The following is a 26,001-nucleotide window of genomic DNA, read 5'->3' on the forward strand; positions in this document are numbered from 1 at the left end:
ATTGCACGACGATGCATAGGCGTGCATAATCATTCGCATGTCCAAGGTGCTCACTTCCCTGCCCGTCGGCGAGCGTGTCGGTATCGCCTTCTCCGGCGGCCTCGACACTTCCGTAGCGGTCGCGTGGATGCGCGACAAAGGCGCGGTCCCCTGCACCTACACCGCCGACATCGGCCAGTACGACGAGCCCGACATCGAGTCGGTGCCCGGCCGGGCCGGCCAGTACGGCGCCGAGATCGCCCGGCTGGTCGACTGCAAGGAAGCACTGGTCGAAGAGGGACTCGCGGCCCTGACCTGCGGCGCGTTCCACATCCGCACCGGCGGCCGCAGCTACTTCAACACCACCCCGCTCGGCCGCGCCGTCACCGGCACGCTGCTGGTGCGCGCGATGCTCGAGGACGACGTCCAGATCTGGGGCGACGGCTCCACCTACAAGGGCAACGACATCGAGCGGTTCTACCGCTACGGCCTGCTGGCCAACCCCTCCCTGCGCGTCTACAAGCCGTGGCTCGACGCGGACTTCGTCACCGAGCTCGGCGGCCGCAAGGAGATGTCCGAGTGGCTGCTCGCGCACGACCTGCCCTACCGCGACAGCACCGAGAAGGCCTACTCGACCGACGCCAACATCTGGGGCGCCACGCACGAGGCCAAGTCCCTCGAGCACCTGGACACCGGGATCGAGATCGTCAAGCCGATCATGGGCGTGGCGTTCTGGGACCCCGAGGTCGAGATCCCCGCCGAAGACGTCACCATCGGCTTCGAGCAGGGCCGCCCGATGACGATCAACGGCAAGGAGTTCGCCTCCGCCGTCGACCTGGTCCTGGAGGCCAACGCCATCGGCGGCCGGCACGGCCTGGGCATGTCCGACCAGATCGAGAACCGGATCATCGAGGCGAAGAGCCGCGGCATCTACGAGGCCCCCGGCATGGCGCTGCTGCACGCCGCCTACGAGCGGCTCGTCAACGCCATCCACAACGAAGACACCCTCGCCAGCTACCACAACGAGGGCCGCCGCCTCGGCCGCCTGATGTACGAGGGCCGCTGGCTGGACCCGCAGGCCATGATGCTGCGCGAGTCGCTGCAGCGCTGGGTCGGCACTGCGATCACCGGCGAGGTGACGCTGCGGCTGCGGCGCGGCGAGGACTACTCGATCCTCGACACGACCGGCCCGGCGTTCAGCTACCACCCGGACAAGCTGTCGATGGAGCGCACCGAGGATTCGGCGTTCGGCCCGGTCGACCGGATCGGCCAGCTGACCATGCGCAACCTCGACATCGCCGACTCGCGGGCCAAGCTGGAGCAGTACGCGAGCCTCGGCATGGTCGGCGGCTCGAACCCGAAGCTGATCGGCGCCGCCCAAGCCGCGTCGACCGGCCTGATCGGCGCGATGCCCGAGGGCGGCGCCGAGGTGATCGCCTCGCGCGGCAAGACCGACGACGTCGAGCTGCTCGACAGCGCCGCGATGGAGTTCGGCACGGACTGATTGCCCACGACCCGAAGGCCACCACGCTCGCCGTGGTGGCCTTCGGTGCGTTCAGGGGACGAGCACGACCTTGCCGGTCACCGTGCCGGATTCGGCCAGCGCCAGTGCTTTCGCGGCTTCGGTCAGGGGAATCCGCGCGGCCACCTGGGCCTGGAGCTTTCCCTGGACGGCCAGGTCGAAGACGGCGGTCAGGTCTTCGACCAGGCGCGCGCGGAACCGCGGGAGGTTCCGCTTGCCGCCCCAGACGTTGTAGAAGTGCGCGCGGCGGCGGTTCGGCAACGCGGTCCACCACAGCAGGCGGGCGAACAGCTTCAGCACCGGCAGCCGCGAGTTGCCCGGCTGGTCCTTGGTGGCCGCGCTGCCGTAGGCGACCAGCGTCCCGCCCGGGGTGAGCAGCCGGAACGAGTCGGCGATGCCGGGCCCGCCGACGTGGTCGAACACGGCGTCGACGCCTTCCGGGGCCAGCTTGCGCACCTCGGCGGGCACGTCGCCGCGGTAGTCGACGGCGGTCGCGCCGAGCGCGGTCACCACGCCGGCGTTGCGGGCCGAGGCGGTGCCGATCACCTCGATCCCGGCCGCGCGGGCCAGCTGGACCAGCGTCGTGCCGACGCCGCCGCTCGCGCCGTGCACCAGGATCGTCGCCCCGGCCGGGACCTTCGCGATCCGGTGCAGCATCTGCCACGCCGTGATGCCGTTGACGACGAACGTCTCCGCCTCGGCCGCGTCGAGCCCGTCCGGCACCGGGACCAGGTCGGCGGCGGGCAGGACGAGGTGGGTGCGCCAGCCGCCGATCTTGGTCAGCGCGGCCACGCGCCTCCCGATCAAGGCCGGGTCGGCGGCTTCGAGCACGGTGCCGACCACGTCGTAGCCGGGCACGAACGGGAACGGCGGCTGGTCGAAGTACTTGCCCCGGCGCATCTGCTGCTCGGCGAAAGAGACGCCGGTGGCTTCGACGCGGACGAGGGCTTCCCCGGCGGCGGGCCGGGGGAGCGCACGGTGTTCGACGCGCAGGCCGTCCGGCTCGACGATGCCGGGGAGGACGATTTCGGTGACGGTCACGGGAATTCCTTTCGTGGCGTGAGTGACTGGTCAATCACTCGACGGGCGAGAAAAAAGCCCCGAGGTGGGGCCGGGTTTTCAGTGGCGGATGCCGGCGGACAGCACGGCGGCCCACTCGCCGGCGTGCTCGTCCAGGTCGAGGGTGGCGACCAGGTGGCAGAGCTGGCCGTAGGCGATGAACCGCTGCACCTCGTCGTCGGCCGCGCCGGAGCGCGAGCGGGCGAACTCGGTCACCTTGGCCAGCCCGCGGCGGACGGCGTCGGCGATCTCGGGGGTGTCGGCGGCCGACTGGGCGTGCACCTGCAGCATCAGGAGGTTCCGGTCGGCGATCAGTTCGGCGTACGCGCCGCCCATCTCGTGGAGGATCTTCCCGGGGTCGGCGCCCTCGACGCGGGCGGCGCCGTTGGAGAGCGCGTGCACGACGAGTTCGTAGCACCGGTCCAGCGCGGCGACGAACAGGGAAACCTTGCCGGGGAACAACTTGAAGACGTACGCGGGCGAGATGTCGGCGCGAGCGGCCACCGCGCTGATCGGCGTGCTGTGGTAGCCGCCGTGGGCGAATTCGGCGATGGCCGCGTCGACGACGGTGTCCCGCCGGGCGTCGGAGGTGGAGAGGGTGGCACCGCGTTTCGTCACGTGAGTGACTGTACACTCACTCTCGCTGAACGGGCAACTCTCCGGCAATCGAGTGACGTTCACCGTCTCGATGTCTCGGATGTCCGCGAATTCCCCACGGGCAGCGCCGCGGTCCGGTTACAGTCCGGCTTCGAGGTTCCGCCTGGGGGCGGCCGCGGGAACGGGAGCGCGCGATGGGGCCTGAAGTGCGGTTTCACCTGCTCGGACCACTGACCGTGACGGTCGGCGGGCAGCCGCTGGCGCTCGGCGGGGCGAAGCAGCGGGTCCTGCTCGCGCACCTGTTGCTCAACGCGAACCGGACGGTCTCGCCCGGCCAGCTGGTCGACACCCTGTGGCCGCACGATCCGCCGACGTCGGCCACCGCGAACCTGCAGACCTACGTGTGGCGGCTGCGCCGGCTGTTGCCCGAGGGCGCCGTCGTGCGCACCCACGACCCGGGTTACTCCTTGGAGGTCGACCCCGCCGACGTCGACGCCCACCGGTTCGCCCGGCTCGTCGCCGACGCCGCCCGCGCGGCCAAGGACGGCGCGCCCGAGACCGCGTTGACGCTGCTGGCCGACGCCGAAGCGCTGTGGCGCGGCGACCCCCTGGAAGACCTGCCGACCGCGCCCGCCTGGGACGCCGAGCTCGGCCGGCTCGTCGAAAACCGGCTGGCCGCGGTCGAGGAGCGGCTGGCGCTGCAGGTCCGGCTGGGCCGGCACGACCCGGCGATCGCCGAGCTCACCGTACTGCTGGCCGAGCACCCGTACCGCGAACGGCTCTGGCAGCAGTACCTGCTGGCGCTCACCGGCGCGGGCCGCCGGGCCGAGGCGCTGCAGGCGTACGCGACCGCGCGCGAACGGCTCGTCACCGAACTCGGCGTCGAACCGGGGCCGGAACTGCGGGCCCTGCAGGCGGCGATCCTCACCGGTGAGCCGCTGCCCGGCCCCGCCCCGGTGGCACCGGTGCGGCAGCTGCCCGCCGACCTGCCGGACTTCACCGGCCGCGAGGAGTACGTCCGCGAACTGTCCGCCGCGCTCGGAGCGGGACCGGCGCCGGTCGTGCTGACCGGCGCGCCCGGCACCGGCAAGACGGCCCTCGCGATGCACGTCGCCCACGGCCTCGCGGGCCGCTTCCCGGACGGCCAGCTCTACGTCGACCTGGCGGGCACGGGCGCGCCGCGCGACCCGGCCGAGGTGCTCGCCGACTTCCTGCACGCCCTGGGCGTCACCGGGAACACCGTGCCGGCCGGGCTCGGCCAGCGGGCGGCGCTGTTCCGCTCCCGCCTGGCCGGGCGTCGCCTGCTGCTGGTGCTCGACGACGCGGCGACCGCCGGGCAGGTCCGTCCGCTGCTGCCTGCGGACCACGGGTGCGCGGTCCTGGTGACGACCCGCGGCCGGCTGCCCGAGCTGGCCGGCGCGAAGCACGTCGAGCTGCCCGTGTTCGGCGAGCGGGAGGCCGCGCAGCTGCTGGCCGAGCTGGCCGGGCCCGACCGGGTGGTCGGCGAGCCGGCCGAAGCGGCGGCGATCGTGCGGTGTTGCGGGTACCTGCCGCTGGCGATCCGCATCGCGGGCGCGCGGCTGGCCGGACGTCAGGCGTGGAGCCTGCGCACGCTGCACGACCGGCTGGCCGACGAGTCGAGCCGGCTGAGCGAGCTGCGCGTCGGCGACCTGGGTGTCCGGCCGAGTTTCGAGCTGAGCCTGCGTCAGCTGCCACCGGCCGCGCGGACGGCGTTCGGCCGGTCGGCGGTGCTGGGCGCGCAGGACTTCCCCAGCTGGGTGGTCGACGCATTGCTGGACCGCGCGGGCACGCACGACGTCCTCGACGTGCTCGTCGACGCGAACCTGGTGTCGCTGACCGGGCAGGACGCGAGCGGGCACCCGCGGTACCGCCTGCACGACCTGCTGCGCTGCTACGCGAGCGAACTCCTGGCGGAGGAACCCCTTCCGGCCCGCCGCGAGACGCTGACCCGCGTCCTGTCGGTGCTCCTGGCGCTGGCGAAGACGGCGTCGGCGGCCCTGCCACCGGCGTTCGGCGCGATGACCGGCCCGGCTGTCCCTGCCGGCGCGGTCCCGGCCCGCTTGGTGACCGACCCGCTGGCGTGGTTCACGGCGGAGCGCAAGCTGCTCGCGGCGGCGGTCCAGCTGGCGGCGGACGCCGGGTTGGCCGAATTGTCCTGGCAGCTGACGGCGGCAGCGGTCCCGTTCTACGACCTCCGCGGCGCGTACGACGACTGGCGACGCAGTCACGCGACGGCCTTGGCGGCGGTGGAGGCGGCGGACAACCGCAGGGGAGCGGCGGTGCTCCGCCGAGGCCTCGGCCAAGTCCGCCTGTACCACGACGAGTACGAGGCGGCGGCGAAGGACATGCGGCGTTCGGCGGAGCTGTTCGCCGAACTGGGCGACGTCCGCGGCGAGGCGTTGGCGGTGGCGGGCCTCGGCACGGTGGCCCGGGTCCGCGACCGCCCGCGCGAGGCACTGGACTTCTACCGGCGCGCGCTGTCGGGCTTGGAGCGGGCCGACGATCGCAGCGGTGTCGCCCAGATGCGCAATTCGATCGGGTCGACGTATGCGTTGCTGGGGGCGTTCGAGGAGGCGGAGACGTGGCTGCACCGAGCGCGTGAACTGGCGCGCGAGATCGAGGACGCCCACCGCGAGGCGAAGGTCCTGACGGAACTGGGCACCTTGCACCGCGACACGGGCCGGCTCCCGGAGTCGTTGACGTGCTTGAGGTTGGCGTTGAGCATCCTGGAGGAACTGGACGACGAGAGGTGCAGCGCGTACGCGTTGCTGGGGATCGGCCAGACGCTGCTGGAGGCGGGCGAGCCGATCCAGGCGCGCGGGGTGTGCGACCGGGCGTTGCGGGTGTTCCGCGAGACGGGCAACCACCAGGGCGAGACAACGGGCCTGGCGCTGCTGGAGCAGGTCCAGCGCCGGAGAACTCCTTCGGCGGCCCGCACCTGAGCCCGGCCCGCAGTGGTCGGACCGCCCAGGCACGCAAGCCGACCGCCGGGGTACGCGGGCTGGCTGCCTAGGCACGCCAGCCGACCGTCGGGGCACGCGAGCCGACGCGGCTTCATCGGCGACTGGCACGGGTTCCGGGCGAATTTCCGCGACCGCCCGGGCGTGACCAAAGCCGGAACTCGCGTGATTGAGCCCCGAATTCGCGTGACCGGCACCCGAACTCGCGTGATCGAGGCCGGAACTCGCGTGATCGGGGCCGGAACTCGCGTGACTGGAGGGGCATTTCGCGTGATTGGAGGGGCGACACGGTGAGGCGGCGGCGCGGAGCGCCGCCGCCGACCCGACCCCGGACCTCAGTTGCTGTTGCCCGGCTTCCAGCCGAGGTAGTTGGCGAAGTAGCCCTGGCGGGCGTGGCCGATGGCGCCGTTGACGCTCGTCGCCCAGACGCCGCCGCTTCCGTCGGCGATGCCGACGTGGCCGTAGGCCGAGATGTTCCAGAACACGAACGCTCCGCGCGGCGGGGTGCCCGTCGTGTGGCGGGCGCCGTCGGACGACCGCCAGTGGTCGATCGCGCTCGCGTGGTGCGTCACGCGGTCCCACGCCAGGCGCACCGCCTTTTCGCAGTAGCCCTGGTACGCGGTGCTGCCGTTGCGGCTGGAGAACCAGGCGATCGCCTGGTTCGCGGTCCGCGCCGCGGCGAGGTCGGCCGCCGAGTCGGTGATCACCGCGCCCGGGTCGGCGATGTCGGCGGCGGTCACCTCCGCGTAGACCTCCGACGGGGCGACGGCGGCCGAGGCGACGGTCGCGCCGCCGAAGAGCAGGGCGGCCGAGAGCGCGGCCGCCTGGCAGATCATGCGCATGGTTTCTCCCTCAGTAGGCCGGGCGGGCGGCCCGGCGACGAGAACCCTGCGCCGCGCCGCTACACCGGCACTACACCGCCGCTCTCGCGCGGGCGAATGACAAAAACCGCGACGGCGAGGACCGACGCCCGTGACAAATTTTCCGCAACCGAAAACAGTCGTGGCCGGTTGGGAAGTTTTCCACCTAGTATCCGAAGCCCGACGAGGAAAGGACGAACAAATGCGGAAAACCCGTGGAATCGGCGTTGCCGCGCTGCTGGCCGCCGCGCTCGCCATTGTTTCCGCCGGACCGGCCGCGGCCGCCGAAAAGTCGCTCACCTACCGGGGCGGGTTCCCGCTGATCGGTGACCAGCAGGTCGCCGTGGTGGTCAAGGCCGACATCCCGGCGGCCACGACCGCGGGCAGCACGATTTCGGTGCCGTTCAGCCTCGACGTCGACGCCGGCCAGGCCGCCGGCGACGGCCTCCGCCTGGTCGGCGCCACCCGGCTTTCCGGTTCAATCAAGTCCCGGGTGAACGTCGCGGTCGGCGGCCAGTCCGTCGCGATCCCGGTCGAACTGCCGATCCCCGAGACGCCGGTGCCCGCCGAAGGCAGCCTGAAGTTCACCGCCGTCGGGCAGGTCGACTTCACCGTCCCGGCCGGCACCCCGGCCGGCGAGGCGACCAGCAGCGTCGACGCCGCCGCGAGCACGCACGTCGTCACCGACAGCAGCCTCGGCGAGTTCGACGTCGCCCTGACGCTCGACCCACCTGACCAGGACGCCGTCCTCGGCACGACGACCGTGTCCTGACCGGGGCGCGAAGCAGGGGCCGCCGGAATCCGTCCGGCGGCCCCGAGCCGATGCCGGAATCCGGCGTCCCGGAGCTGCCGGGATCCGCCCGAATCGTTTCCCGTCAACGCAATCCTCCCTTGGTAGGTACCGGATCACCGTGCCGGGCGCGGAGTATTCCGTGCCACCACGTCGAATCGTCACCGGCTGGAGGAGCACTTCGTGAAAACCACCTCACGAGTCCTGTGTGGACTCGCCGCGCTCTCGGTCGCGGCCGTTGCGCTGCAGGCGCCGGCCGCCGCGGCCGCGGCCCGGACCGATCTCGGGATCACCATGCAGGCCCAGCAGAAAGACCAGTGGTGCTGGGACGCCAGCGGCAACACCATCGCCGCCTTCTGGGGATACTCCCTGACCCAGACCCGGTTCTGCCAGATCGCGCACAACGAGTCCGGCAGCGACTGCGCGAACAACCAGGGCTACCTGTCCGACCAGCAGCGCGTGTTCCGCTACCTCGGTTTCACGAACGTCGGGTCGTACAACTCGGGCGGCCAGACGCTTTCCTTCACCGGCGTCAAAAGCCAGATCGACGCCGGAAAACCGGTCGGCACGCGCATCGGCTGGCGGTCCGGCGGCGGCCACATGCACGTGCTCTACGGATATGACAATTCCGGCGGCGCCACCCGCGTCGAATACGGCGACCCGTGGCCGAACAACAGCCGCTACAACTCGATGAACTACGACACCTACCGCTCGAACAACCAGTTCCAGTGGACCCACACGCTGTACGGGATCGAGGGATGAGCATGCTGCGGAAAGCGATGGGCGTGGCCGTGCTGGCCGGCGCCGCGATGCTCACCACGGACGGCGCCGCGAGCGCGGCGAGCGGGCCCGCGGGCGCGCCGACCGCCGCCGACACCGCCGCCATCGGGCAGGTCACCGGCGGCCCGGACACCCTCGGCCGCCTCGCGAAGACCAAGTTCCCCGGCAGCCACGCGGCCACGGCGCAGCAGACGGCCGACCCGCGCACGCAGGTCCCGGTCTACGAGCCGACCGCGGCGTTCGTCGCCGGGAAGTCGGACGTCCCCGCCGCGCTCGCCTACGTCGCCGTCCCGGCGAAGACCGGCGACGGCACCGCCGCGACCGTCTGGGCGGAGCGCCAAGGCCCGGCCTGGACCGTCGTCAACGTCGCGTCCGGCGACTACGAGCGGCAGTACGCCCAGGCCGCGGCCGGCGGCTACCTCCTGCACGAACCGCAGGTCAACGCCTGGTACGCGGTGCACGGCGACGCCGTGACCGTCCTGGACGGCTCGGTCACCGGCCTCGCCGCGGGCACGAAGCTGTCCCTGGCCGACTACCGCGCCGCGCTGCACCAGCGGTACGCGGACAAGCTGCCGGGCTCGGCCTACGACCGCGACGGCGCGGGCGGCGGCTACGGCGGCCGGGAACGCGCGGTGCCCGCCGCGGATCCCGGTGACGTGCCCGCGTTGCCGTTCGTGCTCGGCGGCGTCCTCGTGCTGGTCGCGGGTGCGGCCGCGGTGCCGCGGCTGCGGCGGCGGTAGGACGACGACGGAAGGACGACGAGGGGCCGCCGGGGGAGTCCGACGGCCCCTTGGCAGCCGGTCATGATCAGGTCACAATGCGCCATGCCCGTTTCGCCCGGTGCGCCGCCGGAAGCGGCGCGCCCGGGGTTGAGCGCGTCGGACCTCGCGCTGGTGGAGGCGCTGCAGCGCGACCCGCGGGCGCCGTGGACCCGCATCGCCGCCGCCGTCGGCACCGACGCGACGACGGCCGCCCGCCGCTGGGAACGGCTGCAGGCGGCCGGGCTGGCCTGGCTCACCGCGTACTCGACGCCGCCGACGACCACCGTCGGCTACGTCGACCTCGCGTGCCGCCCGGACGCGCTGAGTGCCTTGACACGCGAGCTCTGCGGCTGGCCGTCGGTGTTCAGCGTCGAGCGCACCACCAGCCGGTTCGCGTTGTTCCTCGGCCTGGCCGCCCGCGACCTCGACGCGCTGGACGCCCTGGTCACCGGCCGCATCGGCACCCTGCCCGGGGTGCGGGAGGTCCGGTTCGCCGTCGCGACCCGCGTCTACCGCGAGGGCAGCGGCTGGCTGGTCGACGCGCTCGCCCCGGAGCAGCGGGCGGTGCTCGACGACACCGCCGTGCAGGCCCGGCTGGTCGTCCCGCAGCAGTGGAACGACCGGGACCTGCGCGCGCTGGTGGAGTCCCTGGGCGAGGACGGCCGGCGCAGTTACGCCGTGCTGGCCCGCGACTGCGGGATGAGCGAGTCGGCGGTGCGGCGCACCCTCGCCCGGATGCTGCGCAACCACGAACTCGACTTCCGCTGCGACCTCGCGCACGTCCCGGCCGGCTGGCCGGTGATCGCCGGCTACCGCCTCGACGTCCACCCGACGGAGCTCGACCGCGCCGGCACGGCGATCGCACAGCTGCCGGAGACCCGGCTTTCGGCCGCGGTGGTGGGGGAGGGCAACCTCGTCGTCTCGGCGTGGCTGCGGGTGCCGGCCGACTGCACGGGTTACGAGACGCGGCTGGCGGAAGCGGCGCCCGGGGCGCGCGTTCTCGACCGCGCGATCACGCTGCGGATGCCGAAGCGGATGGGCCGCCTGCTCAGCCCGCACGGCCTCGCCGGCACCCACCAGGCGATCATCCCGGCCCGCTGAACTAGGGTCGGACCGACCCTGGGGAGGATGATGAGCCTGCGCGAGACCCTGCAACGCCACGTCGACGCCGGCACGCTGCCCGGCGCGGTGGCGATCGTGGACACCGGTGGCCGGCGGGAGGTCGTGGCCGCCGGCTCGGTCGACGTCGAGGGCAGCCGCCCGATGGCCGAGGACACGCTGTTCCGCATCGCCTCCATCACCAAGCCGATCACCGCGGCCGCGCTGCTGGTGCTGGTGGACGGCGGCACGCTCGCCCTCGACGACCCGATCGGCCGCTGGCTGCCCGAGCTGGCCGAACCGAAGGTCGTCCGCACCCCGTCGAGCCCGCTCGACGACGTCGTCCCGGCGAAGCGGCCGATCACGGTGTTCGACGTGCTGACCGGCCAGGCCGGCTGGGGCTTCCCGTCGGACTTCACACTCCCGGCCGTGCAGGCGCTGCTCCCGGTGCAGGGTGACGGCCGCGAGGTGCAGACCTTCCCCGAGCCCGACGTCTGGCTCGCGCGGCTCGCCGAAGTGCCCCTGGCCCACCAGCCGGGGGAATCCTGGCTGTACGACACGTGTTCGGTGCTCCAGGGCCTGCTCGTCGCCCGCGCGTCCGGGCAGTCCTTCCCGGAGTTCCTCGCCGAACGGATCTTCGCCCCGCTGGGCATGACCGACACGGGTTTCGTGGCCGAGCCCGCCCGGTCCACCGCCTTCTCCAAGAAGACCGCCGGCGGGCTGGTGCTCGCCGATCCGCCGGACGGCCAGTGGCGCACGATGCCCGCGCTGCCGCTCGGCAGCGGCGGCCTCGCCGGGACGGCGGGCGACTGGGTCGCGTTCGGCCGGATGCTGCTGAGCGGGGGCGCGGGCGTGCTCACTCCCGAGGCCGTCCGGTTGATGACGACCGACCACACCACCCCGGCGCACCGCGAGATCGGCGCGCTCTTCCTCGAAGGCCAGGGCTGGGGGATGGGCGGCTCGGTGGACATCGCCGCCACCGAGCCGTGGCACGTCCCGGGCCGGTACGGGTGGGTCGGCGGCACCGGCACCACCGCGCACGTCGTCCCCACCACCGGCACCGTGGCCGTCCTGCTCACCCAGGTCGGCGAGGACAACCCCGTGCCGCCCGGCTGGATGCGGGACTTCTGGCGCGCGGCGGCCGCGTAGGGTCGGAAGCGATCCAGGACGGCGGAAGGACACAACGGGTGGGCGAATCGAACTGGGCCGGGAACCTCACTTACGGCGCGGACGCGGTGACGACCCCGCGGACCGTCGCCGAGGTCCAGGACGCCGTCGCCGGCGCGACGCACGTCAAGGCCCTCGGGAGCCGGCACTGCTTCAACACGATCGCGGACTCCCCGGGCGGGCTCCTGCTGGACCTGCACGCGCTCGACATGGGTGTCGAGATCGGCGACGGCACGGTGACGGTCGGCGGATCGGCCCGCTACGGCGACTTCGCGCAGCAACTGCACGACGCGGGCTTCGCGCTGCCGAACCTTGCGTCGCTGCCGCACATCACCGTGGCGGGCAGCGTCGCGACCGGCACCCACGGCTCCGGGCGGCGGCAGCCCGGCCTCGCCGCGGCGGTGTCCGGGATCGAGCTGGTCACCGCCGACGGCTCGCTGAAGACGTTCACGCGCGCCGACACGGAGTTCCCTGGCCTGGTCGTGAGCCTCGGCGCGGTCGGCGTCGTCACCCGGCTGACGCTCGACGTGGTCCCCACGTTCGACGTCCGGCAGGACGTGTTCGACGACCTGCCGTGGGAAGCCGCGGACACGCATTTCGACGAGATCGAAGACGCCGGCTACAGCGTCAGCATGTTCACGAACTGGGCGAACGACCGGATCGACCAGGTGTGGGTCAAGAGCCGCGAAGGCACCGGGCGCACCGGCCTGTTCGGCGCGGTCCCGGCGGACGGGCCGCGCCACCCGGCGCACGCCGCCGGCATCCCCGCGGACAACTGCACGCCCCAGCAGGGGGTGCCGGGTCCGTGGCACGAGCGGCTGCCGCACTTCGCGCTGGCGTTCACCCCGAGCGTCGGGGACGAGCTGCAGTCGGAGTACTTCGTGCCCTACGGCGCGGCCACCGCCGCGATCCGCGCAGTCCGCGAAATCGGCGGCCTCGTCGCGCCGCTGCTGCTGGTCTCGGAGATCCGCGCGATCGCGGGCGACGACCTGTGGCTCAGCCCCTGCCACGGCGGCGACCGGGTGGCCCTGCACTTCACCTGGCAGCCGCGGCAGCCGGAGGTCGAGGCGGTGCTGCCGGTGCTCGAGGAGCGGCTGGCCCCGTTCGGGGCGCGCCCGCACTGGGGCAAGCTCTTCCACGGCGTCCCGGGGGAGTACCCGCGGCTGGCGGAGTTCCGGGCGCTGGCCGGGAAACTGGATCCGCAGGGCAAGTTCCGCAACCCGTTCCTGGACCGCAACGTCTTCGGGGGCTAACCCGAGGGCGGGGCCGTGGTGGCGCGCACGATCAGGTGCGTGTCCAGCACCTGAGCCGTGTGCTCGTCGGCCTCGCCGTCGAGCAGGCCCAGCAGGATCGTCACCGCCGCACGGCCCGCCGCCTCGGTCGGCATCGCGATCGTCGTCAGCGGGGGCGCCGAGATCGCCGCGAACACCAGGTCGTCGAAGCCCACCAGGCTGATCTCGTCCGGCACCGGCACACCGCGGGCGTTCAGCCGCGCCAGCGCGCCGAAGGCGACCAGGTCGTTGTAGGCGACGATCGCCGTCACGTCCGCCGCCAGCGCCAGGTCCGCGCCCTGCAGGCCACCCTCGAACACCGGCGGGAACGGGCCGAACTCGACGACGTCCGTGCCGTGCTTCTGCGCGGTCTCCGCCAGGCCCTGCTTGCGGGCGCGGTTCGCCCACGACGCCCGCGGCCCGCCCAGGTAGGCGCAGCGGCGGTGGCCGAGCGCGGCCAGGTGCTCGATCGCCTGGCGCATGCCGTCCGCGGCGTCCATCACGATCGACGGGATCCCCGGCACCTCCCGGTTGAGCAGCACCAGGGTCGTCTGGCCGGCCAGCGCGCGCAGCTGGTCGTCGGTCATGCTCGGGCTGCACAGTACGACGCCGTCGACCTGCTTGGCCATCCGGCGCACGAGGTTCTGCTCCATCGCCGGGTCCTCGTCGCTGTTGGCGAACAGCACCGCGATGTCGTCCTGCCGGGCGCGGGCCTGGACCCCGTTGAGCACCCCGGTGAAGAACGGGTTGCCCAGGTCGGAGACGACGATCCCGATGTGCCCGGTGCGCGCCGCCGGTCCCGGCTGCGGCGTGCCGGCCGCGTGGTAACCCAGCTCGTGAGCCGCGGCCAGCACCCGAGTGCGCGTCTGCTGCCGGACCAGGTCCGGGGACGTGAACGCGCGCGAGACGGTCGAGATCGACACGTTGGCCCGGCGGGCGACGTCGTGAATGGTCACGGTCACGGCAACTCCTCGGCAGGCTCCGAGCAACATCATGGAAACGGCCGCGAGCGTTGTCAACAAATCCTGCAAACCGTTCCCGCGACTTGCAGGCCGAGCTGGTCTATTCCAGTAAGCGCTATCTCGAAAACCGCAGGTCCATCCGGACCATCGAATGTTCGATGATTTCGACGCCGCGGTCCTGATGATTGACACGTTTGTCGCGCACACCCTACGGTGGCGACCGGAAGTTTCTCCCGAAAGCCTGACCCCATTCGTCAGTCCCGCGCGGGCCGTCCACCGGTGCCCGCCGATCGGAGATCCATGTCGGGGAGCCGGAGCCGCACCGTGGCGGACCCGCCGAGGCTGGCGGTCGTCGGCACGTCCGGCTACGCCTTCAGCTACCTGCACCGCGCGCGGATCCTGCACGACGAAGGACTGGTCCGGTTCGCCGGCATGGCCGATGTCCGGCCGCCGTCGGCCGCCGCCGGGGCGCTGCTGCCGGCCGGCGGCACCGCACACCCGAGTGTCGAAGACCTGCTCCGCCGCTGCCGCCCCGGCATCACCGTCGTCGCGACGCCGCCGCACGCGCACGTCCAGGTCGGCGCCGCCGTGCTGCGGGCGGGCAGCGACCTGCTGCTGGAGACCCCGCCGGTGCTCGACCTCGACGGCTTCACCACGCTGTCGCGGCTGGCCGCGGAGACCGGCGCGGCCTGCCAGACCGGGTTTCAGAGCTTCGGTTCCCCGGTGCTGCCGGTCCTGCGGGCCGCGATCGCCGACGGCAAGCTCGGCGCGGTAGCAGGCGTCGGCGCGGCCGGGGCGTGGATCCGCACCGACGCCTACTACCGCCGCAACCCGTGGGCCGGCCGGCGCTGGCTCGACGGCGAGGCCGTCGTCGACGGCGCCCTGACCAACCCGTTCTCCCACGCCGTGGCCACCGCGCTCCTGGTCGGCGGGGTCGCCGGGCGCGACCCGGCGGAGATCGCCCTCGAGCTCTACGGCACCCGGGACATCGAAGCCGACGACACCGCCTGCCTGCGGATCCGGTTCGCGGACGGGCCCGAGATCGTCGTCGCCGCTTCGCTGTGCGCCGAACAGGACCACGAGCCCTACGTCGTCGTGCACGGCGAGCGGGCGCGCGCGAAGTTCTGGTACAAGAGCCACCGCCTCGAGATCGACGACGAGCGGTGCCACCTCGGCGAACCGGCCGACCTGCTGCGCAACCTGATCGCCCACCACCTCGACCCGGACGGCGTGCCGCTGCTCGCGCCGCTGTCCGGGACCCGGGCGTTCGCCTCGGTGGTCGAGGCGGTGCGGGACGCGCCGTCGCCGTCGCGGATCCCGGCAGGCTGGATCCGCACGGTCGGCGAAGGGGCGAGCCGGCACCCGGTCGTGCGCGGGATCGGCGAAGAGGTCGCCGTCGCCGCGGACCGGCTGGCGCTGTTCTCGGAAATCGGCGTCCCGTGGGCGAGTGCCGCACGCCGCCGGACGGGCGGCGCGGCCGCCGAACGCACCGGATAACCCGGCCGGTGCGCTCCAGCGCTGGCAGCCCGGTTGTCGCCACCGGTGCTGTAAGCGCTTTCTCAGCGTGCCCGCTGAACCGTGAAAGCGTTGGTGCACAAGGGGTATTGCCACCATTTGCCCGTTGACACCGATGGAGCGCACTGCCTACCGTGAGCGCGCTGACAGCGTTTTCAGAAAAGTGCTGACACGCTGAGGACGGAGAGTTCGATGGGGCGGACAACTGAGCGCAGGAACAAGAGGCGGGGTGTCGCCGCGCTGGCCGTGGTGGTCCCGCTGCTGCTGACCGGGGTGGCCGCCTGCGGCTCGGACTCCGGTGGCGGCGGGAACGTGACCATCAACTTCGTGTGGTGGGGCAGCGAAGGGCGGGCGAACCTCACGAAGAAGGCCGTCGAGCTCTTCCAGCAGAAGAACCCGAGCATCAAGGTGCAGACGTCGTTCTCGGCGTACGCGGCCTACTGGGAGAAGCTGGCGACGCAGACGGCCGGGGGCAAGCCGCCGGACGTGCTCAACGTCGACAGCCGCTACCTGGCCGAATACGGCGGCCGCAACGTCCTGGCCGACCTGAACTCCGGTGCGGGCAAGGCGATCTCGCTCGCCGACGTCAACCCGGAGCTGGCCGCCACCGGCGTCTACCAGGGCAAGCGCTACGCGGTTCCGTGGGCGCAGAACACCCCGGCGATGATCTACGACCCGGCCGCGTTCACCGCGGCCGGCGGTGACCCGGCGAAGGGGATGACCTGGGACGCCTACGCCGAGGTGGCCCGGAAGGCCGGCACGGCGGGCCCGGCGCGCGGGGTGACCGATTTCGGCATCCTCGACACCACGCTGGAGATCTGGCTGCGCCAGCAGGGCAAGCAGTTCTACACCCCCGAGGGCAAGCTCGGCTTCACCGCCGACGACCTGCGCGGCTACTGGCAGCTGGCGAGCAAGTTCCGCGACACCAAGGCCGCCTCGCCCGCCGACGTCACGGCGTCCTACAACACCTCGCCCGAGCAGTCCCCGCTGGGCAAGAAGCTGACCAGCTCGGAGTTCGCCTACGACAACCTCCTGCCGGCCTACCAGAAGGCGAACGGCAAGCCGCTCAACGTGGCGCCGTACCCGACCGGCGCGAACGGCGACACCGGGCAGTACCGGCGGCCGTCGATGTTCCTCGCCGTGTCCGCGCGCAGCCAGCAGCAGGAGGCCGCCGCGAAGCTCGTCGACTTCCTGATCAACGATCCCGAGGTCGGCAAGATCGTCGGCACCGACCGCGGGCTCGCCCCGAACCTCAAGGTCCGCGCGCAGCTGGCGTCGTCGGCGAAGGGCAACGACAAGACGCTCTACGACTACGAAGCCGCGCTCGAGCCGAAGCTCGGGGCCGCGCCGCCGGTGCCGCCGAAGGGGGCCGGGGCGATCCAGAAGCTGCTGCAGCGCACGTACGAAGAGGTCGCGTTCGGCCGGATGAGCATCGACGACGCGGTCAACCGGTTCATGACCGAAGCCCAGAAGGGACTGTCCTAGCCGATGACGACCCTGCGCACGCCGGACCCGCCGGTCGCGCCCCCGGCGCCCGCCGCGCGCGGCCGCCGGGGCCGTCCGGCCGGGCGCCGCCGCAAGAGCCAGCCGGAGGCGTTCGCCTTCCTCACGCCGTGGCTGCTCGGCGCGGTGGCGCTGACCATCGGCCCGATGGTGGTCTCGCTGTACCTGTCGTTCACCGACTACGACCTGTTCACCTCGCCGGAGTGGGTCGGGTTCGGCAACTTCGCGCACATGTTCACCGGCGACGACCGCTACCTGCAGTCGGTCAAGGTCACGCTGATCTACGTGCTGGTTTCGGTGCCGCTGAAGCTGGCGGTGTCCCTGTTGGTGGCGATGCTGCTCAACACCCGCCGCGGCGCCAACGGCTTCTACCGAGCGGCGTTCTACGCGCCTTCGCTGCTCGGCGCGAGCGTCGCGGCGGCGCTGGTGTGGCGGGCGCTGTTCATGGGCGGCGGCCCGGTGAACGAGGTCCTCGCCTTCTTCGGCTGGCACACGCCGAGCTGGGTCGACGACCCGCAGTTCAGCCTCGCCTCGATCGTGCTGCTGGGCGTCTGGCAGTTCGGCGCGCCGATGGTGATCTTCCTGGCCGGGCTCAAGCAGATCCCGGCGGAACTGCACGAGGCGGCCGCGATCGACGGCGCGGGCGCGTTCCGCCGGTTCCGGCACATCACGCTGCCCATGCTCTCGCCGGTGATCTTCTTCAACCTGGTGATGGAGGCGATCCACGCCTTCCAGGCGTTCACCCCGGCGTTCGTCATCGGCGGCGGCCGCGGCGGCCCGGCCGACGCGGACCTGTTCTACACGCTCTACCTGTTCGAGGTCGGCTTCCAGGACTTCCGGATGGGCTACGCGTCGGCGATGGCGTGGGTGCTGCTGGTGGTCATCGCGATCGTGACGGCCGTCGTGTTCCGCACCGCGAAGCTGTGGGTCTTCTACGACGACGCGGAGGACCGGAAATGACGGTCCTGCCGCGGAGCGCCCGCTCGGCGGGCTGGCACGTGCTGTGCCTGGTCATCGTCGCGATCGTGCTGTACCCGCTGGTGTGGCTGGCGTTCGCGTCGGTCAAGCCGCCGGACGAGATCCTGTCCCGGCTCGCGCTGCTGCCGACCCGGTTCGTCTTCGACGGCTACTCGAAGGGCTGGGAGGGCGCGGCGGACGTCGGGTTCGGCCGCTTCTTCCTCAACTCGTTCCTGGTGGCCGGCCTGTCGGTGGCGGCGAACGTGCTGTCGTGCTCGCTGGCCGCGTTCGCCTTCGCCCGGCTGAAGTTCCGGTTCCGGGGCGCGCTGTTCGCGTTCATGATCACGACGTTGATGCTGCCCTACCACGTCACGCTGATCCCGCAGTACGTGATCTTCCAGCAGGCCGGCCTGGTGAACACGTTCGTGCCGCTGATCCTGCCGAAGCTGCTGGCGACCGAGGCGTTCTTCGTGTTCCTGATCGTCCAGTTCATGCGGGGGATCCCGCGCGAGCTCGACGAAGCGGCGATCATCGACGGCTGCTCGGTCTACCGCACGTTCTGGCACGTGGTGCTGCCGCTGTCGAAACCGGCGCTGGTGACGACGTCGATCTTCACGTTCATCTGGACGTGGAACGACTTCTTCACGCAGATGGTGTACCTGAACGACACGGAGAAGTTCACCGTGCCGCTGGGGCTGCGGCTGTTCGTGGACACCAGCAGCGAGTCGAACTTCGGCGCGATGTTCGCGATGTCCGCGCTCGCGCTGGTCCCGATCGTGCTGTTCTTCCTCGCCTTCCAGCGGCTGCTGGTGGAAGGCGTCAGCACCAGCGGCCTGAAGGGGTGAAGTGATGCGAACGCAGTGGCGAACCGGGCTCGGCGACTTCTCGGACTGCCTGCTGGCGGGGCTGCTGGTCGCGCTGGCGTCGGTCCCGGTGGTGACGGCGGCTCCGGCGCTGGTGGCGGGCTGCCGGGTCCTCGACCGCACCCGCCGGGACGTGGGAAGTCCACTGTGGACGACGTTCTGGGCGGACTTCCGCGAGGCCGCGCGGGGCGGGGTGCTCTTCGGGCTGGGGTGCGTGGCGGCGGTGGTGGTGTTCGCGGTGGACCTCGAGGTGGTGGCGTCGATGCCCGGGGCGGGGGTGCTGAAACCGGCGCTGTGGGTGCTGGCGGTGATCGGGGTGGTGGTCGCGGTGCGGACGTGCGAGCTGGTGGCGACCGGGGGCCCGGCCTGGCGCCGGGCGATGTCGACCGCCGCCCGGGAAACCGCCGCCGACCCCAGGAACGCCGTGCTCCTCGCCGCGGCCCTCGGGATCGCCGTCCTGCTCGTCTGGATGCTGCCGATCCTCGCCCTCGTGGTGGCCGGGCCGCTCGCCCTGGCCGCCGTCGCGACCGGTGGCCGCCGATGACGCCGGACGTCGTCGTCTTCGGCATGGCCGGCTACGCGGGCCAGCACCTGCGCCGGGCCCGCGCCCTGCACGACCGCGGCGAACTCGTGCTCGCCGGGGCGTGCGACATCCGCGAGCCGTCGCCGGAGGCTCGTGCGCTGCTCCCCGAAGGCGCCGTCATCACCCGGGACGCGGCCGAACTGCTCGCCCGCACCACCCCGGACATCGCCGTGGTGGCCACCCCGCCGCACACCCACCTGCCCCTGGCGAAGCTCGCACTCACCGCCGGGTGCCACCTGCTCGTCGAGAAACCGCCGGTGCTCGACCTCGCGGCCTTCGGCGAACTGGCCGAGCTGGCCCGCGGCCGCGCCTGTCAGACCGGCTTCCAGAGCTTCGGCTCCGCCGCCGTCCCCGTCGTCCGAGCGGCGATCGAAACCGGCGAGATCGGGACGGTCACCGGCATCGCCGCCGCCGGGGCGTGGATCCGGCGGGACCGGTACTTCGCCCGCGCCGAGTGGGCCGGCCGCCGCCGGGTCGGCGGGCAGGCGGTCGTGGACGGGGCGCTGACGAACCCGTTCGCCCACGCCGTCGCGACCGCCCTGCTGGTCAACGGCACCGCCGAGGACCTGCCCGAGCGGATCGCCGTGGAACTGTACCGGGCACGGGAGATCGAGTCCGACGACACCGCCTGCGCGCGGCTGAGCTTCGCCGGGGCTCCGGACGTCGTCGTCGCCGCCACCCTCGACGCGGAGGCCGACCACGAGCCGTATGTGCTGGTCCACGGCACCGAAGGCCGGATCCGCTGGCACTACAAGACGGACCTGGTCTCCATCGGTGGCCGCCGACGCACGGTCGCGCCACCCCGGGACCTGCTGGCCAACCTCGTCGCCCACGTCCGGGACGGCGAGCCGCTGCTGGCCCCACTGGCGGCCACCCGCGCGTTCACCGCGCTGGTGGCGGCGGTCCGCGACGCCCCCGAACCGCTGCCGTTGCCCGCCGAGTGGGTCCGGGCCGTGGACAGCGGGCCCGAACGGCACTTCGTCGTGCCGGGCGTGGACCGGGACGTCGACACCGCGGCCGAACGGCTCGCGCTCTTCTCCGAACTCGCCCTGCCCTGGACCGGCGCCGGCACGCGCGCCTGAACGAGATGAGGTGATGGCGGTGCGTCGCCACGCGATCGTCGGCCTGGGCTCCCGCGCCCAGCTGTTCGCCCGGGCCCTGGCCACGTCGCCGCGGGCCGAGCTCGTGGCCTTCTGCGACCACAACGAAACCCGCATGCGGGTCCACAACGGCTGGCTCGGTACCGAAATCCCCGGCTACCGGCCGGAGGACTTCACCGCCATGCTGGCGAAGGAACGCATCGACGTCGTCGTGGTGTGCACCCCGGACCACACGCACGCCGGTTACGTCGTCGCCGCGCTGGAGGCCGGCTGCGACGTCGTCACGGAGAAGCCGATGACGACCGACGTCGAGGGCGCGCGCCGGATTCTCGCCGCCCGGCGCGAGACGGGCCGTTCGGTGCGGGTCGCCTTCAATTACCGGTACAACCCGGTGCACCGCCGGGTGCGGGAACTCCTGGCCGCCGGGGCGATCGGGGCGATCGGCTCGGTCGAGTTCAGCTGGCTGCTCGACACCGCGCACGGCGCCGACTACTTCCGCCGCTGGCACCGGGACAAGGCCAACTCGGGCGGCCTGCTCGTGCACAAGTCCGGCCACCACTTCGACCTCGTCAACTGGTGGCTCGGCACCGGCCCCGAAACGGTCCTCGCGCTGGGCCGGCTGTTCTTCTACGGCGACAAAACCGGCCACCGCACCGCCGGCGACCGGTTCGCGCTGGACCTCGAAGCCTCACCCCAGCTGCGCGCCCTCTACCACGACGCCGAGCGGGAGGACGGCTACGTCCGCAACCAGGACGTGTTCGGGCCCGGCGTCACCATCGAAGACGACCTGTCCGTGCTCGTGCGCCACCACGGCGGAGCGGTGCTGAACTACCACCTGCACGCGTACTCGCCGCGGGAGGGCTACCGCGTCGCGTTCTCCGGCAGCGAAGGACGGCTCGAACTGGACGTCCGGGAGAACGAGTACGCGGCCGGCGCCGAGCCGGTGGCGAAGCGGGCGCGGGCCCGGCTGACCGTGCAACGGCACTGGGAACCGGCGGAAGCCGTGTTCGACGGGCTCCTCGGGGACGGGCACGGCGGCGGCGACGAACGGATGCTCGCGGAGCTGCTCGGCGACGCCGAACCGGACGCGCTCGGCTGCGCGGCCGACCACGACGCCGGCCTGCAGGCCCTGCTCACCGGGCTGGCCGCGAACCGGTCCCTGGAAACCGGGCGGCCCGTGTCCGTCGGGGAACTGCTGGGGGAGATCGGGGAACCGGCGTGAGCCGGGCCGCGGTGGGGGACAGCACGCCGGAGGCGACCGAGGGGGCCGACGGCCGGGTGCGCGTCCGGCTCGGCGACGTCGTCCTGGCCGAGTACGTCGTCGAGCCGCCGACGCCGGCCGGGGACTCGCCCAAGCCGTACCTGCACCCGCTGCGCACCACCGCGGGGGAGGTCGTGACCGCCGTCCGGCCGCACGACCACACCTGGCACAACGGCCTGCAGTTCACCATGGCCCACCTCTCGGGCGAGAACTTCTGGGGCGGCCGCACCTACGTCCGCGGCCGCGGCTACACCCCGCTCGACAACAACGGGACCATCGGCCACGTCCGCTGGGAGAGCGTCGACGAAGCCGCCGGGCACTGCGAGCTGCGGCACGAGCTGGCCTGGCGCACCGCGGCCGGACGGCGCTGGCTCACCGAACACCGGACGCTGCGGTTCGGCGACGTCTCGCTGCGCGGCGGGCACTGGACGCTCACCTGGTCCAGCCGGCTGCGCAACACCAGCGGTCACGAGCTGCGCTGGGGGAGCCCGGTCACCGAGGGCCGGGACACGGCCGGCTACGGCGGCCTGTTCTGGCGCGGGCCGCGCTCGTTCGTCGGCGGCACGGTCCGGACGTCGGACGGGAAGTCCGCGGCCGACGCGATGGGCCACCGGGCGCCCTGGCTCGCTTTCACCGGGCAGCACGACGAAAGCCTGCGGACCTCGACGCTGCTGTTCGCCGACAGCCCGGACAACGCCGCTCACCCGACGGCCTGGTACGTCCGTGCCGAACCGTTCCCCGTGGTCAGCTTCGCCGCGACCTACCACCGGCCGTGGCTGCTCGAACCGGGCGAGGAGCTGGCCCTGACCCACCACGTCGTCGTCATCGACGGCGCCCCGGACGCGGCCGGGCTGGCCCGGCACGCCGCGCGGGTGCTCAGGAGACCGGACACCGACTAGAGGAAGAGCCGACATGCGCTGGAAGGCTTTCGCGGGGTGCTTCGCCCTGCTCGGACTGACGCTCACCGCGGCACCCGCCCAAGCCCACGGCCGCGATCCCGGCCGGGTCGTCCTCGGCGCCCACGACGGCTGGGCGGCCGCGACCACCGGCACCACCGGCGGTTCGGCCGCCGCTCGCGAAGACATCCACACGGTGACCAAGCGCTCGGAACTCGCGGCCGCGCTGGCCGCGCACCCCGGTGCACCGAAGATCATCTACGTCCGCAGCACGGTCGAGGGCAATGTGGACGCGGCCGACCGGCCGATGAGCTGTGAAAGTTTCGCCGATCCGGCGTACAGCCTTCCGGCCTACCTGGCGGCGTACGACCCGGCCACCTGGGGGCGAGTGCCGCCGTCCGGGCCGCTGGAAGAAGCGCGCGAGCGGTCACAGGCCAACCAGGCGAAGCAGGTCGTCCTCGACGTCGGCCCGAACACCACGATCGTCGGCCTCGGGCGCGACGCCACGCTGCACGGGCTCACCCTGCGCGTCACCGGCGACAACGTCATCCTGCGGAACCTGCACTTCTCCGACGCCCACGACTGCTTCCCGCAGTGGGACCCCCTGGACACCGCCGACGGCAACTGGAACTCCGAGTACGACAACCTCGACCTGGCCGGCGCCACGCACGTCTGGGTGGACCACAACGAGTTCAGCGACGGCGGGAACGACCGGCAGCCCACCTACTTCGGGCGCAAGTACGAGGTCCACGACGGCCTGCTCGACATCGTCAACGGCGCCGACCTGGTCACGGTGTCCTACAACCGGCTGCACGACCACGACAAGACCATGCTGATCGGCAACACCGACAAGCCCACCTACGACGTCGGCAAGCTGCGGGTCACCGTGCACCACAACCTGTTCTCCGAGATCGGGCAGCGCGCGCCGCGGGTGCGGTACGGCCAGGTGCACGTCTACGACAACCTCTACTCGATCGAGGACCCGGCCGCCTACACGTATTCGCTCGGCGTGGGCGTGGAGTCCCGGATCCACGCGGAGAACAACTTCTTCCGGATCCCGGCCGGGCTGCCGCTGGGCCAGCTGGTGCACTACTGGAAGGGAACCGTGCTGCACGCGACCGGGACGCTGGTCGCCCAGGGCACCCGGTGGCCGCGCGCGGTCGACCTGCTGGCCGAATACAACGCGGCGAACGACCCGGACCTGGGTCCGGACGTGGGCTGGACGCCGACCCTCGTCGAACGCCTCGATCCCACCTGGGCCGTTCCGGCACTGGTCCTGACGGCCGCCGGGCCCGGCCGCTGACCTTCGACAGTTTCGGCGTTTTCTGAAAACGCGCGCCGGCGGCGACCATCCGGGCGACATGCGTGCCGCTGCGGCGAACGACATTGACACGGCCTGTCCGCAACCCGAAACTCGGGATCGAGAAAGCGCTTTCACAACCCGGTCGGACGTTTTCCATCAGCGCCGATTGAACGCACGAGACCAGGGAGTGATGAATGGTTCCTCCAACGATGTCCCGGATCATCCGGGTGGTGGCGGTCGCCGCGCTCGCCGTTTCGGCGGCGGTCGGCACGGGCGCCACCGCGTCGGCCGCGTCGTGGCCGACCCCGAGCGGCAGCGTGCCGGTGGGCGCGACGATCAAGGTCACCAGCGGCACCTACGACGGCGGGCTCAAGCGGTTCTACGGCACCGGCGACCTCGGCAGCGGCGGCCAGGACGAAGGCCAGAGCCCGCTGTTCCAGCTGGCCAACGGCACCACGCTGAAGAACGTCGTCCTGGGCAGCCCCGCCGCCGACGGCGTGCACTGCCTCGGCACCTGCACGCTGCTCAACGTCTGGTGGGAGGACGTCGGCGAAGACGCCGCGACCTTCAAGGGCACCTCCGCCTCGCAGACGATGACCATCGACGGCGGCGGCGCGCGCAAGGCCTCGGACAAGGTGTTCCAGCACAACGGCCCCGGCACGATGTACATCCGCAACTTCCAGGTCAACGACTTCGGCAAGCTGTACCGCTCCTGCGGCAACTGCAAGACGCAGTACAAGCGCAACGTCGTCGTGGACAACGTCACCGCCACCGTGCCCGGCAAGACGCTGGTCGGCATCAACACCAACTACGGTGACACCGCCAAGCTGACCCGGATCACCATCGTCGGGGATTCCAGCCGCAAGATCGTGCCCTGCGAGAAGTACAAGGGCGTCACCAGCGGCGAGCCGACGAAGATCGGCAGCGGCCCGGACTCGACGAACTGCCTCTACACCGCGGCCAACATCACCTACCAGTAACCGACCCGCGCCGGGGGTGCCGGCCGCCGTCCGATACCCCCGGCGCGTTCCACCGTGGAGGCGCCATGTTCAAGACCCTGCTCGTCGCGTCGGTGGTGGCGGGAGCGTCGCTGATCGCCCCGGCCGCCGAGGCCGCGGCGGCGAACGTCGTCGTGGCCAAGGACGGTTCCGGCAACTACACGACCGTCCAGGCCGGCATCAACGCCGTTTCGGCCGGCGGCACGATCTCGATCAAGCCCGGCACCTACCGGGAGGTCGTCTCGGTGCCGTCCGGCAAGACCGGGGTCACGATGCGCGGCACCACCGGGAAGGCCGCCGACGTCGTCGTCGACTACGACAACGCCAGCGGGACGAAGAAACCCGACGGCTCGACGTACGGGACGTCCGGCAGCGCGACCGCGACGATCGCGGCGAACGGCTTCACCGCCACCGCGCTGACCTTCCGCAACTCCTTCGACCGGGGCGCCCACCCGGAGATCAAGGACACCCAGGCGGTCGCGGTCAAGACCACGGGCGACCGGATGGTTTTCGACAACGTCACCTTCCTCGGCCACCAGGACACCCTGTACGCCGACACCGCGGCCGTCGGCACGGTCGGCCGCCAGTACTACCGCAACTGCGCCATCAGCGGCGACGTCGACTTCCTGTTCGGCCGCGCTACGGCGGTGTTCGACCGGGTGACGATCACCGCGCTCGACCGCGGTTCCAGCAGCAACAACGGCTTCCTGACCGCGGCCAGCACCCGGCGGTCGAACCCGTACGGCTTCCTGATCACCGGCAGCAAGGTGGTCAGCTCGGCCGCCAACGCCAGCTTCTACCTGGGCCGCCCGTGGCACCCGGGCGGCGACGTCGACGCCATCGCTCAGGTCCTGATCCGCGAGACGTCCCTGCCGGCGGCGATCAAGCAGGCGCCGTGGACCGACATGTCGGGCTTCTCCTGGAAGGACGCCCGGTTCACCGCGTACCGCAACACCGGCCCGGGCGCGGGGACCGGTGCCGACCGGCCGCAGTTGCCCGCCGCACAGGCCGGCAACTACACCCCGCAGAAATACCTGGCCGGCAGCGACGGGTGGAACCCCGTGCACTGACCCCTTCGTGAGTGGTAAGGCGGGTTCTAACCCGCCTTACCACTCACCCACACATCGCTAGAGGACACCACTGTGATACTCACCCAGAACAAAATATAATGTTTGTGGGGTGGTGGTTGTTTATT

The 26,001-nt window shown here is 72.0% G+C and carries 23 protein-coding genes; 19 read left to right on the forward strand and 4 right to left on the reverse strand.

The window, feature by feature from the left end; genetic code table 11:
• The first annotated feature begins 37 nt into the window (after nt 1–37).
• Nucleotides 38–1,483: an argininosuccinate synthase gene (argG, locus tag ACWEF6_RS29910; protein ID WP_310976225.1), complete on the forward strand. Its 1,446-nt coding sequence runs from the start codon at nt 38–40 to the stop codon at nt 1,481–1,483.
• Between the two features lie 51 nt (nt 1,484–1,534).
• Here the strand turns inward: argG and ACWEF6_RS29915 are convergent, their stop codons facing one another.
• Nucleotides 1,535–2,542 carry a medium chain dehydrogenase/reductase family protein gene (locus ACWEF6_RS29915; RefSeq protein WP_449685988.1) on the reverse strand — a complete coding sequence of 336 codons (1,008 nt, stop codon included), beginning with the start codon at nt 2,540–2,542 and terminating at the stop codon, nt 1,535–1,537.
• A gap of 78 nt (nt 2,543–2,620) precedes the next feature.
• A complete protein-coding gene (locus ACWEF6_RS29920) occupies nt 2,621–3,178 on the reverse strand; it encodes a TetR/AcrR family transcriptional regulator (protein WP_449685989.1) in 558 nt (185 codons plus the stop codon).
• 173 nt (nt 3,179–3,351) lie between these two features.
• Here ACWEF6_RS29920 and ACWEF6_RS29925 point away from each other — a divergent pair, with 173 nt between their 5' ends.
• Nucleotides 3,352–6,120, forward strand: coding sequence for a BTAD domain-containing putative transcriptional regulator (locus tag ACWEF6_RS29925; protein WP_449685990.1), 2,769 nt, complete (start codon nt 3,352–3,354; stop codon nt 6,118–6,120).
• A gap of 353 nt (nt 6,121–6,473) precedes the next feature.
• Here the strand turns inward: ACWEF6_RS29925 and ACWEF6_RS29930 are convergent, their stop codons facing one another.
• Complete coding sequence (locus ACWEF6_RS29930) at nt 6,474–6,980, reverse strand: hypothetical protein (RefSeq protein ID WP_310976221.1); 507 nt, start codon at nt 6,978–6,980, stop codon at nt 6,474–6,476.
• A 220-nt stretch (nt 6,981–7,200) separates the two neighbouring features.
• On the opposite strand from ACWEF6_RS29930, the gene ACWEF6_RS29935 reads away from it, so the two are divergent.
• The 6 genes from ACWEF6_RS29935 to ACWEF6_RS29960 all read left to right on the forward strand — a co-directional run bounded on the left by ACWEF6_RS29935 (nt 7,201) and on the right by ACWEF6_RS29960 (nt 12,847).
• The gene (locus tag ACWEF6_RS29935) at nt 7,201–7,770 is read left to right on the forward strand and encodes a DUF6801 domain-containing protein (RefSeq protein WP_449685991.1); all 570 of its coding nucleotides are present in this window, start codon (nt 7,201–7,203) and stop codon (nt 7,768–7,770) included.
• Nucleotides 7,771–7,971: 201 nt separating this feature from the next.
• Complete coding sequence (locus ACWEF6_RS29940) at nt 7,972–8,550, forward strand: papain-like cysteine protease family protein (protein ID WP_449685992.1); 579 nt, start codon at nt 7,972–7,974, stop codon at nt 8,548–8,550.
• Nucleotides 8,547–9,308, forward strand: a complete 762-nt coding sequence (locus ACWEF6_RS29945; protein ID WP_449685993.1) for a hypothetical protein — start codon at nt 8,547–8,549, stop codon at nt 9,306–9,308. The genes ACWEF6_RS29940 and ACWEF6_RS29945 overlap by 4 nt, the downstream gene beginning before the upstream one ends.
• Nucleotides 9,309–9,392: 84 nt before the next feature.
• Nucleotides 9,393–10,430: an Lrp/AsnC family transcriptional regulator gene (locus tag ACWEF6_RS29950; protein ID WP_449685994.1), complete on the forward strand. Its 1,038-nt coding sequence runs from the start codon at nt 9,393–9,395 to the stop codon at nt 10,428–10,430.
• A gap of 30 nt (nt 10,431–10,460) precedes the next feature.
• Nucleotides 10,461–11,576 (forward strand): serine hydrolase domain-containing protein, encoded by a 1,116-nt coding sequence (locus ACWEF6_RS29955; protein ID WP_449686008.1) that lies wholly within the window; start codon nt 10,461–10,463, stop codon nt 11,574–11,576.
• Nucleotides 11,577–11,614: 38 nt separating this feature from the next.
• Complete coding sequence (locus ACWEF6_RS29960) at nt 11,615–12,847, forward strand: FAD-binding protein (protein WP_449685995.1); 1,233 nt, start codon at nt 11,615–11,617, stop codon at nt 12,845–12,847.
• Here ACWEF6_RS29960 and ACWEF6_RS29965 read toward each other — a convergent pair.
• Entirely contained in the window at nt 12,844–13,827 is a 984-nt protein-coding gene (locus ACWEF6_RS29965) for a LacI family DNA-binding transcriptional regulator (RefSeq protein ID WP_449685996.1), read from the reverse strand. The genes ACWEF6_RS29960 and ACWEF6_RS29965 overlap by 4 nt on opposite strands.
• A gap of 300 nt (nt 13,828–14,127) precedes the next feature.
• On the opposite strand from ACWEF6_RS29965, the gene ACWEF6_RS29970 reads away from it, so the two are divergent.
• From ACWEF6_RS29970 to ACWEF6_RS30020, 11 genes are all read left to right on the forward strand, one after another.
• Nucleotides 14,128–15,324, forward strand: coding sequence for a Gfo/Idh/MocA family protein (locus tag ACWEF6_RS29970; protein ID WP_449685997.1), 1,197 nt, complete (start codon nt 14,128–14,130; stop codon nt 15,322–15,324).
• Between the two features lie 210 nt (nt 15,325–15,534).
• Nucleotides 15,535–16,827 (forward strand): ABC transporter substrate-binding protein, encoded by a 1,293-nt coding sequence (locus ACWEF6_RS29975; RefSeq protein WP_449685998.1) that lies wholly within the window; start codon nt 15,535–15,537, stop codon nt 16,825–16,827.
• A 3-nt stretch (nt 16,828–16,830) separates the two neighbouring features.
• Nucleotides 16,831–17,805: a carbohydrate ABC transporter permease gene (locus ACWEF6_RS29980; protein ID WP_449685999.1), complete on the forward strand. Its 975-nt coding sequence runs from the start codon at nt 16,831–16,833 to the stop codon at nt 17,803–17,805.
• Nucleotides 17,802–18,647, forward strand: a complete 846-nt coding sequence (locus ACWEF6_RS29985) for a carbohydrate ABC transporter permease (RefSeq protein WP_449686000.1) — start codon at nt 17,802–17,804, stop codon at nt 18,645–18,647. The genes ACWEF6_RS29980 and ACWEF6_RS29985 overlap by 4 nt, the downstream gene beginning before the upstream one ends.
• Before the next feature lie 4 nt (nt 18,648–18,651).
• Complete coding sequence (locus ACWEF6_RS29990; RefSeq protein WP_449686001.1) at nt 18,652–19,209, forward strand: DUF624 domain-containing protein; 558 nt, start codon at nt 18,652–18,654, stop codon at nt 19,207–19,209.
• Complete coding sequence (locus ACWEF6_RS29995) at nt 19,206–20,330, forward strand: Gfo/Idh/MocA family protein (RefSeq protein ID WP_449686002.1); 1,125 nt, start codon at nt 19,206–19,208, stop codon at nt 20,328–20,330. Before ACWEF6_RS29990 ends, ACWEF6_RS29995 begins: the two co-directional genes overlap by 4 nt.
• Nucleotides 20,331–20,343: 13 nt before the next feature.
• Nucleotides 20,344–21,570 (forward strand): Gfo/Idh/MocA family protein, encoded by a 1,227-nt coding sequence (locus ACWEF6_RS30000; protein WP_449686003.1) that lies wholly within the window; start codon nt 20,344–20,346, stop codon nt 21,568–21,570.
• Nucleotides 21,567–22,508 carry a DUF6807 domain-containing protein gene (locus tag ACWEF6_RS30005; RefSeq protein ID WP_449686004.1) on the forward strand — a complete coding sequence of 314 codons (942 nt, stop codon included), beginning with the start codon at nt 21,567–21,569 and terminating at the stop codon, nt 22,506–22,508. The genes ACWEF6_RS30000 and ACWEF6_RS30005 overlap by 4 nt, the downstream gene beginning before the upstream one ends.
• A gap of 13 nt (nt 22,509–22,521) precedes the next feature.
• The gene (locus ACWEF6_RS30010; protein ID WP_449686005.1) at nt 22,522–23,808 is read left to right on the forward strand and encodes a pectate lyase family protein; all 1,287 of its coding nucleotides are present in this window, start codon (nt 22,522–22,524) and stop codon (nt 23,806–23,808) included.
• A gap of 209 nt (nt 23,809–24,017) precedes the next feature.
• Nucleotides 24,018–24,788, forward strand: coding sequence for a pectate lyase (locus ACWEF6_RS30015; protein ID WP_449686009.1), 771 nt, complete (start codon nt 24,018–24,020; stop codon nt 24,786–24,788).
• A 65-nt stretch (nt 24,789–24,853) separates the two neighbouring features.
• The gene (locus ACWEF6_RS30020; protein WP_449686006.1) at nt 24,854–25,876 is read left to right on the forward strand and encodes a pectinesterase family protein; all 1,023 of its coding nucleotides are present in this window, start codon (nt 24,854–24,856) and stop codon (nt 25,874–25,876) included.
• Nucleotides 25,877–26,001: the final 125 nt, after the last annotated feature.

The sequence above is a fragment of the Amycolatopsis sp. NPDC004772 genome, assembly GCF_053601215.1.